This is a genomic window from Paraburkholderia sprentiae WSM5005 (assembly GCF_001865575.2).
GTDB classification, from domain to species: domain Bacteria; phylum Pseudomonadota; class Gammaproteobacteria; order Burkholderiales; family Burkholderiaceae; genus Paraburkholderia; species Paraburkholderia sprentiae.
The window spans coordinates 2,640,566-2,657,932 of the sequence record NZ_CP017561.2 but is presented as its reverse complement, the minus strand read 5'-3'; the positions used below and the strand labels follow the sequence as shown (position 1 = coordinate 2,657,932).

12 protein-coding genes are annotated in these 17,367 nt (G+C 58.3%); 8 read left to right on the top strand and 4 right to left on the bottom strand.

From position 1 onward, the window contains the following. Window positions 1–28 precede the first annotated feature (28 nt). Together BJG93_RS12115 and imuA are read right to left on the bottom strand one after the other, a co-directional pair. Window positions 29–238, bottom strand: a complete 210-nt coding sequence (locus BJG93_RS12115) for a hypothetical protein (protein WP_027198515.1) — start codon at window positions 236–238, stop codon at window positions 29–31. A gap of 116 nt (window positions 239–354) precedes the next feature. Beyond that, a complete protein-coding gene (gene imuA / locus BJG93_RS12110) occupies window positions 355–984 on the bottom strand; it encodes a translesion DNA synthesis-associated protein ImuA (protein ID WP_231337399.1) in 630 nt (209 codons plus the stop codon). A 235-nt stretch (window positions 985–1,219) separates the two neighbouring features. Between imuA and BJG93_RS12105 the strand changes: the two genes are divergently transcribed. Then, on the top strand, window positions 1,220–1,441 hold the full coding sequence (locus BJG93_RS12105; RefSeq protein ID WP_027198514.1) for a hypothetical protein: 222 nt from the start codon (window positions 1,220–1,222) through the stop codon (window positions 1,439–1,441). Here BJG93_RS12105 and ligD read toward each other — a convergent pair. Next, window positions 1,438–3,393, bottom strand: a complete 1,956-nt coding sequence (gene ligD, locus BJG93_RS12100) for a DNA ligase D (protein ID WP_082194655.1) — start codon at window positions 3,391–3,393, stop codon at window positions 1,438–1,440. The two genes, BJG93_RS12105 and ligD, sit on opposite strands and share 4 nt — an antisense overlap. Before the next feature lies 1 nt (window position 3,394). After that, window positions 3,395–3,661, bottom strand: a complete 267-nt coding sequence (locus BJG93_RS12095) for a hypothetical protein (RefSeq protein WP_154671845.1) — start codon at window positions 3,659–3,661, stop codon at window positions 3,395–3,397. Window positions 3,662–3,880: 219 nt separating this feature from the next. Between BJG93_RS12095 and BJG93_RS12090 the strand changes: the two genes are divergently transcribed. The 7 genes from BJG93_RS12090 to BJG93_RS12060 all read left to right on the top strand — a co-directional run bounded on the left by BJG93_RS12090 (window position 3,881) and on the right by BJG93_RS12060 (window position 17,293). After that, window positions 3,881–4,111 (top strand): AbrB/MazE/SpoVT family DNA-binding domain-containing protein, encoded by a 231-nt coding sequence (locus tag BJG93_RS12090; protein ID WP_071336585.1) that lies wholly within the window; start codon window positions 3,881–3,883, stop codon window positions 4,109–4,111. 1,173 nt (window positions 4,112–5,284) lie between these two features. Next, a complete protein-coding gene (locus BJG93_RS12085; RefSeq protein ID WP_027198513.1) occupies window positions 5,285–6,871 on the top strand; it encodes a type I restriction-modification system subunit M in 1,587 nt (528 codons plus the stop codon). After that, window positions 6,861–8,237, top strand: coding sequence for a restriction endonuclease subunit S (locus BJG93_RS12080; RefSeq protein WP_202904078.1), 1,377 nt, complete (start codon window positions 6,861–6,863; stop codon window positions 8,235–8,237). The genes BJG93_RS12085 and BJG93_RS12080 overlap by 11 nt, the downstream gene beginning before the upstream one ends. Continuing rightward, entirely contained in the window at window positions 8,234–11,356 is a 3,123-nt protein-coding gene (locus BJG93_RS12075; protein WP_027198512.1) for a type I restriction endonuclease subunit R, read from the top strand. The genes BJG93_RS12080 and BJG93_RS12075 overlap by 4 nt, the downstream gene beginning before the upstream one ends. Window positions 11,357–11,613: 257 nt before the next feature. Further along, window positions 11,614–13,806: a KAP family P-loop NTPase fold protein gene (locus tag BJG93_RS12070; RefSeq protein ID WP_027198511.1), complete on the top strand. Its 2,193-nt coding sequence runs from the start codon at window positions 11,614–11,616 to the stop codon at window positions 13,804–13,806. Window positions 13,807–13,949: 143 nt separating this feature from the next. Further along, a complete protein-coding gene (locus tag BJG93_RS12065) occupies window positions 13,950–15,575 on the top strand; it encodes a hypothetical protein (protein ID WP_154671844.1) in 1,626 nt (541 codons plus the stop codon). After that, window positions 15,572–17,293 carry a hypothetical protein gene (locus BJG93_RS12060; protein ID WP_027198509.1) on the top strand — a complete coding sequence of 574 codons (1,722 nt, stop codon included), beginning with the start codon at window positions 15,572–15,574 and terminating at the stop codon, window positions 17,291–17,293. The genes BJG93_RS12065 and BJG93_RS12060 overlap by 4 nt, the downstream gene beginning before the upstream one ends. Window positions 17,294–17,367: the final 74 nt, after the last annotated feature.

Sequence of the window (17,367 nt, the reverse complement as noted above, 5' to 3'; positions counted from 1 at the left end):
CAGCAAGCTTCGGCGCGTCGACTATTAACTACTGTTTGCGGGGTCTCATGTCGACTCCGACCATCTTCAATGTGGCGTCTATGAATTGCAGCTCGGGTTTGAAATCAAGCGACCACTCCTCACCGTCGCACCGCACGGTCATGCCGTTGTGCATCGAAATCAAATGTCGTGCTTTGTATAAAGCATCCACGAGTCGTGTTTCCCGCTCGGCCTCGCGAACCCAATCGGTTGCGTTCACGATAAAAGCTCCTTGTAGTGAATTGTTCAGTCGATGCATTGCGGCTCAGGCGAAGGCGTCGGCAGCGATTCGGTTCCTGGTCGGCATGACCGCGCGGCGCTGCCTTCCATGCGGACTCAGCAGCGTTGCTCCGGGTTCAATTCAACTGTCAGTTCGCCTTCAAACCGTGGGCCCTTGCGTTTCACTATGTCCACCCGCACGCCTCGCTCGGCTGTGCGGAGCGAGATTCGCAGTTCTGCGGGGGATGCATCGCAGGTTTCCTGAAGGGGGCGAAAGACGAAAAACAGCGAAGCGCTCGAGCGCGAGGCCAAAAGCAGTCGTCGAAGTGCGTCCGTTCGAGCGTGGGTTTGGCACAGCAAGACCGCGCCGCACATGCCAGCCTTCAAAGTCTGTTCCGTTGCCCACAACTGGTCGCTCATGCTCTTCGCCCGTAACAACAGAACCTGGGCCACCGGAATACCTGAATACGCGAGACCTTGGCCGGACGGCTCACATGGAGGTGCCACCAGGACGATGGGCTTCTTGAGTGCTGACAGTGCCGGCGCTAACACCCGTAGCTCCCCCGACCCCGTCGCTTGGGGCAAGACTTCAGTGAGCGCTCCGACCGGCCATCCTCCACCGGGAAGCTCTCGAGACAATGCCGGATAGCCCGTATCCACAGTCGACAGGCGTCCGCGCGCCAGCTGCGACGCCCGCCACAGGGAGGGGTGGATTGATTCCGGTAGAGGTTCGGGAGGGCTGTTCATGGTTTGTGAAATACTGTATGAATATACAGTACCGCACCGACCGTCCGAATGCAATCGTGCACGAATTCAACGCTACCGCCCCTGGCTGACCGCACCGGCGGCAAACCTAGCCCGACCCGAGAATTCCGGAGACGCCCAACGACCTTGCGGAGCGTTGTCCGACATTTCGAAGCGTGTCTGATTCACGGTACGGCAGTTGCTAGCCGCTATTTATACTGAACCCAGGGAGGCGATGATGGCAGGCGACAACTCATATAAGCCAGGAGAGATAGTGAAGGTTTCCGGCATTTACTCCGTAGTCCATGACGACGGCAAAGGGACGTTCGAAGTGACTTGCGTTGAGGGCGAGCATTTCCCGCCCACTCGTAGTGGGAAAGGCGCGCACTATGAACTGAAGTACGCGGCGACGCATTCCCACAAACACAGCGAATTGAAGGGGACGGAAGCCCGCAACTAGCGCTTCATTCCTAGGGTACGGCGCATCGCGACGGTAATTCCCTGCTGGGTGCGCCAGTAGCCTTTCCACGGGTCTTCTCGAAGCGACCGTTGGCGCGCAATGGCTGCTGCCATCGTCCATTGGTCGCCGCTTTTGACATCGTTCAGTTCGTCCCAGGATATCGGCATCGACACAGCCAACCCGGGCCGGGCGCGCACCGAAAACGCGGCGACGGTGCTGGCGCTGCGGCCGTTGCGCAGATAGTCGATGAAAATCTTCCCAACTCGATTCTTGGGACCAAGGACGGCGGAGAACCGTTGAGGCACGACCCGCGTCATGTGCTGCGCGACCGCCCGTGCGAACGCTTTGACTTCATCCCAACCCTGCCGCCGGGTCAAAGGAACGACGATGTGAAAGCCCTTGCCACCGCTCGTTTTCACGAACGACCGCAAGCCTATCTCGTCAAGCACGACCTTAACGAGCATTGCGGCCTCGAGCATCGCTGACCACGGAAGTGCGGGGTCCGGGTCAAGGTCGAATATGACGCGGTCAGGGTGTGCCAGGTCGGGCGCAACGCCGTTCCACGAGTGAATTTCGACAACACTCATCTGGGCGAGACCGACAAGCGCCTCTGCGGTATTCGCAACCAGAAGTGGTGCGTGGTTTGGGTAGACGGAGGTGGGAAGCTCCTCGACGCCAGGAATGCGTGCCCGCTCACTATGCTTCTGAAAGAACAGCTCACCATGGATGCCGTCTGGCGCGCGCACCAGCGTCAGCGGCCGGCAATGAAGGTATGGCAATGCCCACTCCGCTATAGCGTCGTAGTAACGGACGATGCTCAGCTTCGTCTGCTTGGAGACGTCGTCCATCACTCGTTGCGGATTCGAGATTTTGACGTCGCGGATAAGTACAGTCCCACGCGGACCGGGTCTTTCGCGCGTCGAACCAACAATGCCATTTGCCGGGTCACTAACGACTTTTTCTTCTGTGACAGCACGCGCTGGCTTGTCGTCTCGTAGAGCATGGAATACCGGATGTCTCACTTCACCGGATGGAGTCCATTCGAGAAACGAGACCTCGGCGACGATGTCCGGCTTCAGCCAGTAGAACTCGCGGTCGCGCTCGGCCTGCGGGGCGTTATAGAAGGTCGGCTTCGCTGCCGTAATTGCAGCCGCGCGTTTGGCGAACCTTGTGGCTTGGCCGGTTGACAGATGCGGTGCGACATGACCTGCATACCGCAGCGAGCCGTCGTTTTCGTACACGCCCAGTAGGAGAGAGCGAACGCCCGATTTCGCGCCTTTAACGCGCGAAAAGCCGCCGACGACGAACTCCTGTCGCAAGTTGCACTTGAGCTTTATCCAGTCTGTAGACCGGCCGGAACGGTACGGCGCGTCCGCGCGTTTCCCGATAATGCCCTCCAGTTGCATCTTGCAGGCAGACGCGACGAGCGACCCTGGGTCCTCCGCAAAGTCCTCTGAGAAGCGGAGTAGCGGCCCCTCGGCTTCGTGCAGGAGTTCGCGAAGCAGCGCGCGACGTTCGCGAAGTGGTCGCTCGCGGACATCGACACCGTTCAGCCACAAAACGTCGAAGAAAAAAAGAATGATGTCCGACGTACTGCGACGGTCAAAGGCGTTCTGCAACGAGTTGAAATCCGGCTTGCCGGTTGCATCCAATACAACCGCTTCACCGTCCAACCAAGCGCTGTCAGCCGGAAGCGCCCCCAGAGCTTCGCGCAGGCGCGGCATCCGTGAAGTCCAATCATGCCCGTTACGCGTGATGAATTTGACGTCACCGTTCTCGATTCGCGACAGCATTCGATAGCCGTCGAACTTGATTTCGTATGACCAGTCTCCATTCGTCGGATGGCGCTCGACCAGCGTTGCGAGTTGCGGCTCAATTAAAAGCGGCATTTCTCCCGGTGCCGCCGGTGGTACCGGGACTCGCGTGGCCCGTGAACCGCTCCAGCGACTCATCTCAATCGCCCAGCCGGGGCGCGTCATCGTCGCGCGAAAGTCGGGTGAGCGCGCGCCGCGACACCGCGTCGGCACGTTCGCGCGATTGTAAAAGTTTGCCCGCGCGCTGCGATTCCTTCTCACTATCCATCGGCCAACGTGATGAGCGTTCGACGAGTCCCGGAATAACCATACCGCGACGGACGGTTATGCCGCGCCGCGCTGGCAGAGGAGCCTCGACAAGGTCAGCTTCGCGCTCCGCGTATTGGAAGAACTGGGTGATTTTCATGGGGGCCGCCCTCCGGACCGATTAAACGCAAGCCGCGCGCCAAGGTCTTAGGGCTTTTTTCTTTCTTGTCCGACACTGTTGGGCAGTTCTCGCTAGACTCAAGCGTGTCTGCCCGGCCGGTTCGGCTGCGACGGCTCCAGACTTGGCTGACTGGGGACGCTCGGTGTTGGGCGTAATTGCGATGTCGCCTTGGAATTGCGAAAACGTAAGGAGAAAACTGTGCCCGAATCGACGATGACATCCAAAGGACAGACCACTGTCCCTGCAGAAGTGAGAGCAGCGCTTCGCGCCGAACCGGGTACCCGCCTCGCGTGGCACGTGATGCCGGACGGCGACGTCATCGTGCGCGCCAAAACCCTGTCTATTCTTGATTTGGCAGGGTCGGTGAATGTAGGCGAACACGTGGGAATCAAGGACATGAATCCCTGGAAGGGCCGATGGCGCTCCTAGAATACGAATGTGCTCGTTCATTTCCTTTCCAGAGCTATGAAGAGTGCTGTCAACCTCGCTCAAAAGGAGTGCGCTCCGCCTGCTCTGGCGGTTGACCGCGCGATGATGGCGTTGTCGTCAGTCAGCCGTATCCACAATGGCCCGTTCAACAGCGCAGGCCACGCTCCTGCGCTGCGGTCGCTCTCCCCGGTTGCAAGCCTGATTTAGGCAAGTGGAGGGGGGCGGTCTGGACGACTGTAGGAAATGGGGCCCCCGGTGTCCACCCCAAGTAGCTCCAGCGCCCGCAGGAGCGCGTAAATTTCGGGTTCGAAGTTCAGTTCGATTTCTTCTCCTTCCGAAACGCTCGCATTCCCGAATGCACACACAGAGGGCATGCAGCCCTTGCGTGATGTACGTCTTTGGGTACAGATAGTTTGTCGCATCCATCGCAGCGGCCGTTCTGCAAATGATTGCGTTCCGAGCATCGAACGTTCCATAGCGTAGGCGGCAGTGAGACCAGGTGCGATTTTCCCTCAGTGGCGACTTAGCGACTACTGGACCGGTCTAATGGCTTGCGATGGACTTCTGGATATAGCGTGCGTCCGCGCAATGCCGGCAGACTCCGGATAAAGCCGTTCCGCTCATAGGAGCGGATTGCTCCCTAGTTGACTGCGCGCGTTTCGAGGACCAGCGTGCGATAGCCAGAGGCGACGGCGTCAACTTCCATCCAGCGCACGATGCGCTGCCCGCCACAGAGAAAGTCCATGCGGCTATATATCCACTCGGGTTCTGCAGTGCGCGCATCGCGAGATGCAAAAATGCGCCGCAACCGAATTGTGCACCAGGCCAAACCCTCCGAACGCGTGGAACCGAGAGCCGGTCGGTTGAGAAAGCAGGTTGAGGAGGTGCAGTCCTGATTGACGATTAACGAGGCGCTACCTTACCGATTCACAGGAAGCAACCAACATCTCCTCGCTTTCACTATCAAGAACCTCAATTTCGATACACGCTCGCCCAGTCCGGGCAGCCGCCCAGGTCGAATGTTGCGCTGCGACAACTTCGAATGTGTCTCGGCCTGACTCGAAAAAGGCTGTCGCCCCCGCCCGACGTTTCGATGCCACCACCGAACGGCGTGGGCCGGATTCTTGGTCGGCGCGAGTATCATCTTACTTTTGCTCCGTCATTCGGCGTCAAATGAACCAAGACCTAAAAAAGACCCTTTGGGCAGCAGCCGACAAGCTGCGCGCTTCCATGGATGCCGCAGAGTACAAACACATTGTCCTCGGCTTGATTTTCCTCAAGTACATTTCAGATGCGTTTGATGAGCGCCGTGGGCAGCTCGCCGCAGCATTCGCAGACGAGGGCGACGACCTCTATTTGCCCCACGCAGGGGACCACGCCGAGGCTCTCGAAGAGCGTGACTATTACACGATGGCAAACGTCTTCTGGGTGCCTGCGGCGGCACGGTGGGAGACGCTGCGTGCGCAGGCGAAGCAGGCCGACATTGGCGTGCGTATAGATGCCGCGCTTGAAGCCATCGAAGCCGATAACCCACGCCTGAAAGGCATTCTCGATAAACGTTTCGGCCGTACGCAGCTCGAACCCGGCAAGCTCGGCGAGCTGGTCGACCTGATTTCCAAGATTGGCTTTGGTGAAGGCCACCACGCGAAAGACCTGTTGGGCGAGGTGTACGAATACTTCCTCGGGCAGTTCGCAACCGCCGAAGGTAAAAAGGGAGGGCAGTTCTATACGCCAGCGTCAGTGGTGCGCGTCTTGGTTGAAGTGCTGGCTCCGCACCAAGGGCGGGTCTATGACCCGTGTTGCGGCTCGGGTGGCATGTTTGTGCAGAGCGAAAAGTTCATCGAATCCCATGGCGGGCGTGCGGACGATATCAGCATTTACGGCCAGGAAGCCAATCCGACCACATGGCGTCTGGTGGCGATGAACCTGGCGATTCGGGGGTTCGCCGCCGACCTCGGCAAAGAGCCCGCCGACACATTCCACCGTGACCAGCACCCGGACTTGCGTGCCGACTATGTGCTTGCCAATCCGCCGTTCAATATCAGCGATTGGGGCGGCGAGCGTCTCGCTGATGACCGGCGTTGGACACATGGTACGCCGCAGGCGGGCAATGCGAACTATGCTTGGCTCCAACATATCCTGCACCACCTGAGCCCACGCGGTCAGGCGGGCGTGGTGCTCGCCAACGGCAGCATGAGTTCCAACCAAAACAACGAAGGCGAGATTCGCCGTGCAATGGTTGCAGCCGATGTCGTTGACGTTATGGTTGCCCTCCCCCCCCAACTATTTCTCAACACGCAGATTCCGGCATGTCTTTGGTTTCTCGCCAAAGATAAAACCGGCGTTGCCGTCGTCGGAGCCAAGCCAAGTCGTGACCGGCGTGGTGAAGTGCTGTTTATCGATGCGCGTAAGCTTGGACGCATGGAGTCACGCGTCGTACGCGTATTCGATGACGAAGACATTGCGAAGATTGCTTCGACAGTGCATCGCTGGCGTGCCGATGGGGAGGATGGTGCAGAGGAGCTGTATGCCGATGTGCCGGGATTCTGTCGTGCGGTAAGCCTAGTCGAGATTGCCGAGCATGGATATGTGTTGACGCCCGGTCGCTATGTCGGCGCGGAAGGAATCGAGGACGACGACGAAGCGTTCAGCGAGAAGATGGACTACCTGACCGCGAAGCTTGCCGAGCAAATGGTGAAAGGGGCAGAGTTGGATGCGTTGATTCGGAAGCAGCTCGAGGGGTTGGGTTATGGCGCTTGAGGCAACCTGGAATCCAAATCTCTGGATGGCAGCCGGCGGGACGCTACCACACGGTTGGCAATTGCATCCATTTGAAGACTTCCTTGAATCTCCGAAGTCGATTGCTGTCGGAGTTATGTATCCCGGTAACCACTCGGATGATGGAATTCCTTTGATACGAGTGGGCGATGTTCAAGACGGAGGAGTGGTAGCCAAACCTGCGATGCGAATATCCGGCGAAGTACACTACGAGTATCGCCGTACTGCGCTCGCCGGTAATGAATTGCTCATCACACTTGTTGGCAATCCAGGTGTTTGTGTGATTGCGCAACCATCCATGAAGGGGTGGAATGTCGCGCGTGCGCTGGCCGTCGCCAAATTGAAATCTCCAAAGCTACGGGCCTATCTTAAGGCGGTGCTAGAAAGTTCGGTGATGAAGAGCATAATTTCAGGGATGCTCAACACAACCGTCCAGCCCACGTTAAACCTTAAGGAGATTAAGTCTCTCCCAATCCCGATGCCGGACAGGCTGGATATTGCAGATGCGATTGGTGACTTTTCGGAGTTATTTAGCCGCAGAGTGGACCTCTTGCGCCAAGCCAACGCCACGCTGGAATTCATCGCGCAAGCCCTTTTCAAAAGTTGGTTCATCGACTTCGACCCGGTTCGGGCGAAGGCAGAAGGCCGTGAGCCTGTCGGTATGGACGCCGAAACGGCTGCACTGTTTCCGGATTCATTTGAAAAATCTGCGCTCGGCGAGATTCCGAAGGGTTGGTCTACTGGCAGTCTGAAGGACGCATTCGACTTGAATCCAGTGCGCTCGCTAGCGAAAGGGGCTGATGCTCCATATTTGGAAATGGCGAATGCTCCGACCGCTGGACACCGCCCGCAGGAGATTGTAAGAACTCGCCCATTTGGTTCTGGCTGCAAATTTAGAAATGGAGATGCGCTACTGGCGAAGATAACCCCTTGCTTGGAAAATGGAAAATCGGCGTTTATCGATTTTCTCGGCGAGAATGCGGTCGGCTGGGGCTCTACGGAATTTATCGTGCTGCGGTCGCGTTCTCGGTTTCCGGATTTTTGCGCATACTTGTTGGCGAGGCACGAACCATTCCGGCAGTTTGCAATTCAGGCGATGACTGGTACGAGCGGTCGTCAGCGTGTTGACCTATCGCGGTTGGCACAGTTTGCCCTTGCCATTCCGCCCGACGAGAAAATTGCCACTTCGGCAACAGCGATATTCGACAATATACGGAGCCGTATTGCGGCAAACGACGAGCAAGTGCAAACGCTTGCGGCAATGAGAAACACGCTTCTGCCTCGTCTAATCTCCGGCAAACTCCGCCTCCCCGAAGCGGCGGCCCAATTGAAAGAGGCCTTGGCATGAGCGGCATCACCGAGGACGCAGTCGAACAGGCAATGCTTGAATGGCTGGCCACTCTCGGCTGGCAAACCGCCCACGGCCCCGATATATCCCCCCCGGACGCTAAGACACCGGGCACGGAGCGCGACACCTATCGCGACGTGGCGCTACGCCATCGCCTGGCTGCGGCCATTGCAAAGCTGAACCCGCATATACCCGCTGTCGCTCGCGACGACGCGCTGCGCCATGTGCTGAATCCAAACGTGCCCGGCCTCGTCAAGGCCAATCGGCAGCTCTACCGCTGGCTTGTGGACGGCGTGCCGGTCCAGTTCCAGAAGGACGGGGAAACGCGCGGCGACCGCGTGCGCCTAGTCGATTTCAGCGACATCGCTGCAAACGACTGGCTAGCCGTCAACCAGCTCGCCGTGCAGGGACCAAAGCAGCCTCGCCGCCCCGATGTCGTGCTGTACCTAAACGGCCTGCCGATTGTCGTGGTCGAGCTGAAGAACCCAGGCGACGAGAACGCCGACATATGGGCCGCGTGGAACCAGCTCCAGGCTTACCACCAAGACATCCCTGACCTGTTTAACGCCAACGCGCTTGAAGTCATCTCGGACGGCACCACGGCCCGCATGGGCTCGCTCACGTCGAACAAGGAACGCTTTCTGGCCTGGCGCACCATCGAAGGCCATGAGACGGACCCACTCGGCGCGATGCACGAGCTGGAGACACTAACGCGCGGGCTGTTCCGGCGTGACTACCTGCTCGAATACCTGCATCACTTCATCCTGTTCGAGGACGACGGCCAGCTCGTCAAGAAGGTTTCCGCCTATCACCAGTTCCACGCCGTTCGCGCCGTCGTGCAAAGCGTGCTACAAGCCTCAGCCCCCGGTGGCTCGCGCAAAGGCGGTGTGGTCTGGCATACGCAGGGCGCGGGCAAGAGCATCGAAATGACCTGTCTGGCCGGAGCATTGATGGCCCATGAAGGCATGGGGAACCCAACGCTCGTGGTCGTGACCGACCGTAACGACCTCGACAATCAGCTATTCGGCGTGTTTGCAGGCGCGAAAGAACTGCTGCGCGAAACGCCGGTACAGGCCGACACCCGGCCCGAGCTGCGCCGCCTGCTGGCAAACCGCCCATCGGGCGGCATCGTCTTCACGACTATCCAGAAGTTTACCCCCGGCGTTGATGAGGACTCGTTCCCCGTATTGTCCGACCGCCGCAATATCGTCGTGATTTGCGATGAGGCCCATCGCAGCCAGTACGGCTTCGATGCCCGCCTGCCGAACACGGACGGCAAGGGCGAAGGCTCTGCTGTTCGCTACGGCTACGCGCAGTATCTGCGCGATGCGCTGCCGGAAGCGACGTTCGTCGCGTTCACCGGCACGCCGGTATCGCTCGATGACCGCGACACGCGCGCCGTGTTCGGCGACTACGTCCACATCTACGACATCGAGCAAGCGGTCAAAGACGGCGCTACGGTGCCCATCTACTACGAAAGCCGCCTCGCCAGCCTGGAGCTGAAAGAGGACGACGCTAGCGCACTCGATGACGAGGTGGACGAGCTGGCCGAGGACGAGGAAAGCGACGAGGCCAAGGTGGCCACGCTGCGCCGCTGGGCCGCGCTGGAGAAAGTTGTCGGCGCGCCGCCGCGCATCCAGAAAATCGCCGCCGACATCGTCAGCCACTTCGACAACCGCCAATCCGTGATGGACGGCAAGGCGATGATTGTCGCGATGAGTCGCGACATCTGTGTGCATCTCTACAACGCGATTACGCAGCTCCGCCCGGAATGGCATAGCGACGACCCGACGCAGGGGGCCATCAAGATTGTGATGACCGGCTCGGCGTCCGACAAGGCAATGCTCAAGCCGCACATTCACCCGAAGAAGGTGCGCGACGACCTCGAAAAGCGCTTCAAGGACCCGACCGACCCGTTCAAGCTCGTTATCGTCCGCGATATGTGGCTGACCGGCTTCGATGCGCCGTGCATGCACACCATGTACATCGACAAGCCGATGCGCGGTCACAACCTGATGCAAGCCATCGCACGCGTGAACCGGGTTTTCAAAGACAAGCCTGGCGGTCTGGTAGTCGACTACATCGGCATCGCAAACGAGCTGAAAGCAGCGCTTGCCACCTACACCCAGGCCCACGGGCGGGGCAGACCGACTATCGACGCGCACGAAGTCCTGGCTGTCCTCGCCGAAAAGATGGACGTGCTGCACGACATGCTTCACGGCGTCGACTACGCGGCATTTCGCACCCAGGCATGGCAACTTCTACCCGCCGTGGCGAACCATGTACTCGGGCAGGACGACGGCAAGAAACGCTTCGCCGACACTGTGCTCGCTGCGAGCAAGGCATTCGCATTGTGCTGCACGCTCGAAGAGGCGCTTGTGTACCGCGACGAACTGGCCTTCCTTCAAGCCGTGAAGGCGGCGCTCATCAAGCATGACGGCGCGGACAAGGCATTGACTGACGAGCAAAAAGAGCACGCACTGCGGCAAATCATCAGTCGAGCCGTCGTCAGCGACCAGGTCATCGACATCTTCTCTGCGGCGGGCCTTAAGCGGCCAGACATCAGTGTGCTTTCGGATGGCTTTCTTGAAGACGTGAGGCACATGCAACAACGCAACCTGGCCGTGGAGCTCCTGGAGCGGCTGCTGAAGGACCAAATCAAGTCGCGTTTCAAGACCAACGTCGTACAGAGCGCGAAATTCTCGGAGCTGCTTCAACAGAGCCTGACGCGGTATCGCAATCGCGCCGTAGAGACTGCGCAGGTCATCGAAGAGCTGATTGCGATGGCGAAGAAGTTCCAGGCCGAAGCGCAACGCGGCATGGAACTCGGCCTGAGCCCCGACGAAATGTCGTTTTACGACGCTCTGGCGACCAACGAGGCCGCTGTGCGCGTGCTGGGCGATGAAACATTGAAGAAAATTGCGGTCGAGCTGGTTGTAAAGCTTCGCGCTTCAGTCACAGTCGATTGGACAAAGCGGGAGACCGTACGTGCCAGGTTGCGAGTCATGGTGAAGACGCTGCTCAAACGCTACAAGTACCCACCGGACCGGCAGGAGGAGGCGACAGACACCGTGTTGTCGCAAGCAGAATCACTTTCGTCAGCCTGGGTTGGTGCATAGGCGAGAACTACGAGGCAGCTAAAGCATGGTCGAGGAATAGGTTGTTGACCAGCTCGGCGAACACAAAGGCCAACCAGGCGACGTGCGTTGTGCTGAACCGTGGAACGGCCGCTCATGATTTCAAGCCGCGACCACTCCAAATGAGCTCATAGCCGATTGAATTCCCTGATGGACATCATCGAAATCGTGGCAGAGTGGAACGTCAGGAAAAGAGCTCGTTACGCCAGAGAGAACCACCACACATTGTCGGTGTAGAAATGACGACTTCGGAATCGGCGGCCTTTAGACATGACCAACCGCAAATCGTCACCGATTTGTACGGGCGCAGGTCTTTCGCCGACCGTCTCGCGGCTCTTTTGGCACTGCCATCTGGCAGTCCGGGAATTGTCGTCGGCATTGAAGGCGCATGGGGTTCGGGCAAAACGACCGTAGTTCGGTACGTCATCGAGTCGCTGAGCAATAACTCCGCCGAAACTCCCGTCGTCGTGGAGTTTAATCCGTGGATGCTGGCTGGTGCTGACGCGTTGGTGGAAGCACTATTGACTGAGCTTGCTTCCGGCATTGGCGCAAACGCGGGAGCGAAGCAGGCTGAGAAGTCTCTGGCCGTTGCGTCCAAAATACTCGGCTACGCCGGACTCATGCGGCACCTGAAGTACTTGAAGTACGTGCCAGGCGTGAGTCTCTTCGGGGTCGCTGCGGAGACCGTCGGAGATGCGCTTCACCGCGCCAGTGAATTTGCTTCAGAGGTTGGCGAAACGGTAGACAATGCCAAGAAGGTCGTAGAGGAAGCCGAGAAACTCGTGGCTGTGAAGGCCGGCCTAAGCCAACGAAAGAAGGAAGTCGTCGCGGCGCTGAAAGACCTCGACCGACCGATTGTCGTTGTCGTCGACGACCTTGACCGCCTGACCTCGGACGAAATCAAGGCCGTCTTCAGGACTATCAAGGCAGTCGCTGATTTTCCGCGTGTTGCTTACCTGTTGGCCTACGACCGCAATGTCGTTGCTGAGAGCTTAAGTGATGGAGCAACGGCAGGGGGCACCGCATACATTGAGAAGATTGTGCAGGTGGCATATCCCATTTCCCCGGCGTTCCCGTGGCAGCTTCGAGAGCATGTTTCGGCGGAGATTGACAAGCTGCTACAGCGCATCGGCAGGCAACTCCAGCCGTTCGAAGCAGACATCTTGGGTAAGGCCACTTCACTGGTGTGCAGCCTGTTACGGTATCCGCGTGACGTCGTACGCATCATCAACCGATTAACGCTAAGCCTGGCCAGCACCACCGGTGAAGTCAATGCCGCAGATGTCATCGTACTTGAAGCGTTGTTCCACCGGTTTCCGGCGATGCGGGATGCCATCGTCGAGAACCCCGAGAATTTCACTGGCTTTTACTGGTCGGTAGATGTTGAGCTCGCTGCTACGGACTGGTCGATGTTCCTCTCGGTTTCACGGGAGAAACGGCGTGAGGCCTGGAAAAATCATGTGCCGACGGATGAGTCTGACTGCGCAGTTGTGACGGCGGCGGTGAAGTTTCTGTTTCCTCTCACCGGAGACGAACGGAGTGAAGAACCGCGCAGCCATCTGCGGATATCGGAGCTTTCCAGGCTCATTCGGTTCTTTGCATTTACGTCTGTTTCCGGGGTTCAGGAAGTTGCCGACATCCACCGTCTCCTGGCGGAACCGCAGGGACTCGGCGATATGCTCATCGATATGGACGGACGTCGCGCGACAGAGATGACCAATCACATGATTGCCTACTTTGAGACTGCAAAGCAGGTGGATTGCGACGCCGTCGTTGAGAGCCTCCTGCGAAGCTGCACGGTCGACAAGTTTCTGTCGTCTGCAAGCCGGGAATACAGCCGGGCAGTCGCGCTCCTTGCGGCTTGCTGCCTGCAACGCATGTCAGGCAACGTTCTCGAATTGGTCTTGAAGTTTGTTGGCACTGCCCCATTGAACTATGGTCTCGACTTGCTATCGGTCATCGGGATGGCACACGGCATGGTTCGCGGCGTTGACGAGCACAAGATTAGCGACGCCGTTCAATACGTTGCTGACCCCGGGACTGTCGGTAAGGCTGTTGAGAAGTGGCAGGCGCGGGCCCGTTGCGCAATCGAGTCGGGAGAAGTGATTGAGGAAGGCGATATCTTCGCCGTCTTGTACGGAATTGGTAATCTGGGAGCGTCTGCAACAGCGGCCGACGCAATCGAGGCGTTTCGTCAGTTCTGCGTCGACACGCCGGGCGGCCTTGTACATTTCCTGGAGCAAGCCAGACCGCTTAAGGAAATCCAATCTGTAATTTTTTACCTCTATGTGTGGAACGCAGACGAGATGGCCGCGTTGGTTGAAGCGTCTCCTCAAGCTGCTGTCTTTGCCTGGTATATTGAGAGTCTGCGCAGAGAACCTGAGGTCCGGAAATACGTTGCGATGCGCAACGGAAAACTGAGCGCTGATTAAGGGAAGAAAGCACGGCTTCTGGCGTGAATCGAAAAACTGATACGGGGACTGTTATGCCGGCACGAAAGGCGGAGGCAGATAATGCCCTGCGTAACGCGATGAATAGTTCAGTAGCGCTTCTCGACGAGCTCAGGAAGCAGTTCATGGCGGACAAGAATGTCGCAAATCCGGCGGTGTTTTCCGACGCTGCGGCGCTGAACGACAAGGGCATGCCTGTCATCGAGCTCATCACCCAGATGTTTGTCGATGGCCAACCATTCGGGGAAATTGCGACGTTTGCGATACCCGTGCTTCGTCACTGCAAAAAGGTAACAGCGGATGCGTTAATCGGGTTGCTCGATGCTGTCAGCGCTCGTAACCCTCAAGAGACAATGATGCTTGGAGGGGAAGTCCAGACGGTAATAAAGCGCGACGTTAAGCTCGGCTTCTCCTGCCTGGAGCGCGTTCTCAACGGGGCCAGTGTTCAGACCGGTACTGCGGCGGTGCTGGCGATTGCCATCGCGCAGGTAGAGCGGGGCAAGTGCATACCGTACTTCGTTGCGCTTGGTGAAAGGGAAGGGGCGCACTGCTCTGCAGCGGCGTTATATGCGCTCGCCTCACTCGGCGGTAAGCACCTGGCTGAATCGGGTTGTGTTGACGACCTTCGGAAGTTGTTCCATATCGCAAGAAGTCGAGAATGCTGTTCTGACGTCGCCTTCAATTTTCTCTGCCACCTTGCATCCTTTGACCCGGCCTCTCTTCGAGAGCTCGGCGATTGTGTTCAGGCGGGAAGCGAGCCCGCCTTCCTTGCAGGGATTCGGTGGTTGCGATTCGCGGGCCCGGAATTGCTCACATCGGAAGTTTCGGAATTTCTGTTGCAACTGACGCGCCTGTCGGTCCAGAATCCGGAATACCTGAATGAAGTCGAGAGCAACCTCTCGATGTATTTGCATAAGCCCGAGAATCGCTCTATTGCCTATGAGATGCTGGACATCCTCAGTGGCGCTATTAGCTGGGATTTCGGTCATGCCAGGTCTGGTCCCTCATACGCTGTTGTTGCCGATAAGCAGGTCTTGTCGACGGTGGCCGCGAAATGGCTTCTGCAGGATGCGTTCCTGAAGGAGGCTCTTCAATCGTTGCTCACGCTGGGGGTTTCGCACGGCCAGACGATTCAAGCCGATGTCGCCGCGTTCCAAAATGCAACGCCTGGCGCGAGACGTCGCGCTGTTCACCGACTTCTCGGGCTGTCAAATAGCGGAACGCTCGTCGCAAGGTTTCTGCTTGAGCTTGCGCTCGATAAAGGCAACCAGTCATGGGCGCAGGAGGCCTTTCTCGACGTGGTCGGGAATTACCTCAGCGTCGAATATCCCGGGGAGATACGCGATTTCTTGAAGTCAGCCGCACGAAGCCTGCCGCGTGGAAAATTTCGAACAGCGACAGAAGAAGTGCTCAAACACGTACTCGACTGGGCGAAAGTCCTGCAAGACCTTCCCGTGCTTCCTGAACTCGCTCCGACGAGAGACCGGCGGTTGGCGCTGCGACTCGCAATCCAGAGGCGCGATGCCGAGATTTCACGCATGGTCGAGGAGAAGTCAGTCATGGCGCAGATTGTGTCTCGCGCGTATATCAAGCAGGGGCGACGATTCGCTGTTCGCATGCCCGACGGCAGCACGACCGTGACGGAGATGAAGACGGTGTCGGTCGAATTTGAGCTGCCCAGCTCGGAAGTTCTCAATCCGCTTGAAGCCCTTCTTTCGCGCACCGCGTATGTTGCGGGCGGTGCCAAATGAGCCTGGATATTCTGGTTGAGGAATACCTTGGCACGATGAAAGAGGATGGGGAACTCGACAAATTCCTGCCGATTTTGCTGACCGCGATGGGGCATGTCGTACTGTCTTCGCCCCAGAAGGGCACCCGTCAAAGCGGCGGAGACCTTCTTACTGTCGGCCGGGACGAAGATGATGGGGTAAAAAAGGTCTTCGTCTGGGTGATTAAGTGTGGCGATATTGACCGCGCGGCATGGAATTCGGGTGAGCAGTCAGTTCGCCCCACGCTGGATAGTGTTGTCGACGTCTATCTTTCGGCGAACCTGAGTCCTTCCAGACAGCACTTGCCCAAGAAGGTCTGCATTGTCACTAACGGGGAGTTCAGGCAGAGCGTTCAGCAAGAAATCACCGGGTATCTACGTTCGTATCAACAGCGATACCACGTTGAAACCGAGGAAATCAATGGTTCGATATTGGCGAACTGGGCAGGCAAGCACATGCTGGATGAGCGTGTGCTACCAGACGCACTGCGTAGTCTGATGCGGCGGGCGCTGGCGAATGTGGAAACGCCGGACGCATCGGTTGAGCACGCACGGCAGCTTGTCACCCGCCTTATACAATCGGCTCGTGGCGCGACGGGGAGCAGGAGAACGCAACAACGAAAGGTGACGGGCTATCTTCGTGCGGTCGCCCTGTTCAATGCCATCCTCTTCGGTTGGGCGCGTCAGGCGAACAACCTGGAGAGCGCGTACGTTACGGCTGAATTTACGGTTCTCGCCGCATGGGTTTTTGTTTGTCAGGATGAGTGGATTGAGACCGCATGGATTCGACCGTTGTTCACACAGTTTGTTGCGCACTATCTGGTCGTGACCGCTGCATACCACGCGAAGCTGGAGCCCTACTATCGGACGCAAGGTGCGTTTGGCATCGCGCTACATGACAGTTCCCTGGTAGCTGAGCGGGTCTTTGAGGAAATTGGCCGGCTGGGAACTGCCAGCGTGACGCTGACGCAGATGGCAGATGTGCCGAATGGCCAGTTGCTTTCAGTCGCTGCAGATGATTTCGCTGGCAAGCTCGCGGCACTCCTGCAAACGCATACGGTTGGCACGGTCCCCTGTTACGACCGCAACGCAATTGACATCACTTGCGGCATGGCGGCGCTGGTCATGAACCGGCGAGCGGATATGGCAAAGGTGTGGCTGCATGGGCTCGTACATCGGCTGGTAAACGCGCTCCAGAGCCGCCTGTACGCGCCGCTGAGCAGCGATTCTTTCGACGACCTCGTGGCAATCAGGCATGGCCAACTGGCTATGCAAGATGACCTTTTGCACGTAACGACGCTGGTGCCCGCGCTCGCCTTCTGGTGCTACAGGCTTGATTGCCCCGAGGACTACAAGGTTCTGCGGGAGCAGGCGCTTCCGCGCTTCAATGGTGCAACCCTGAACGTGTGGTTCGCCGACAAGAACTATGAAAGCCTGCTGGACTCACCGGAGCGGCTGTCGGAAAGCGGTTTTGGCACGTCGATAGTGCTGCCGGAATCGATGAGCGACCTTCCGTCTGGTCTACCCGGCGCTACCGGCGACATGCTCGTGCTGAATGATTTCAAGGCCTTTCGGTGCCGACTCGGGGGAATCGCTTTTCTTGCCAGCCGGCACTGGAAACTGCAGCTACCGCATGACATCGCCTATGTCCTGGGAAGCCCTTTCCCGGGCGAGCTCAGCGACCGCTCTCCGGCATCGTGAATTCACTTCGTGTACAACGTTGCGTAGGGAGGTCGCCAGAGCTGCGGCCTGGCGGGAACTGAAGTCGGGACCTG

Bases quoted from the DNA above. Each gene is read 5' to 3' on its own strand.
- BJG93_RS12070 (WP_027198511.1), top strand. From the start codon at position 11,614: ATGACGACTTCGGAATCGGCGGCCTTTAGACATGACCAACCGCAAATC.
- BJG93_RS12065 (WP_154671844.1), top strand. From the start codon at position 13,950: ATGGCGGACAAGAATGTCGCAAATCCGGCGGTGTTTTCCGACGCTGCG.
- BJG93_RS12075 (WP_027198512.1), top strand. From the start codon at position 8,234: ATGAGCGGCATCACCGAGGACGCAGTCGAACAGGCAATGCTTGAATGG.
- ligD (WP_082194655.1), bottom strand. From the start codon at position 3,393: ATGAGTCGCTGGAGCGGTTCACGGGCCACGCGAGTCCCGGTACCACCG.
- BJG93_RS12060 (WP_027198509.1), top strand. From the start codon at position 15,572: ATGAGCCTGGATATTCTGGTTGAGGAATACCTTGGCACGATGAAAGAG.
- BJG93_RS12080 (WP_202904078.1), top strand. From the start codon at position 6,861: ATGGCGCTTGAGGCAACCTGGAATCCAAATCTCTGGATGGCAGCCGGC.
- BJG93_RS12095 (WP_154671845.1), bottom strand. From the start codon at position 3,661: ATGAAAATCACCCAGTTCTTCCAATACGCGGAGCGCGAAGCTGACCTT.
- BJG93_RS12105 (WP_027198514.1), top strand. From the start codon at position 1,220: ATGGCAGGCGACAACTCATATAAGCCAGGAGAGATAGTGAAGGTTTCC.
- imuA (WP_231337399.1), bottom strand. From the start codon at position 984: ATGAACAGCCCTCCCGAACCTCTACCGGAATCAATCCACCCCTCCCTG.
- BJG93_RS12085 (WP_027198513.1), top strand. From the start codon at position 5,285: ATGAACCAAGACCTAAAAAAGACCCTTTGGGCAGCAGCCGACAAGCTG.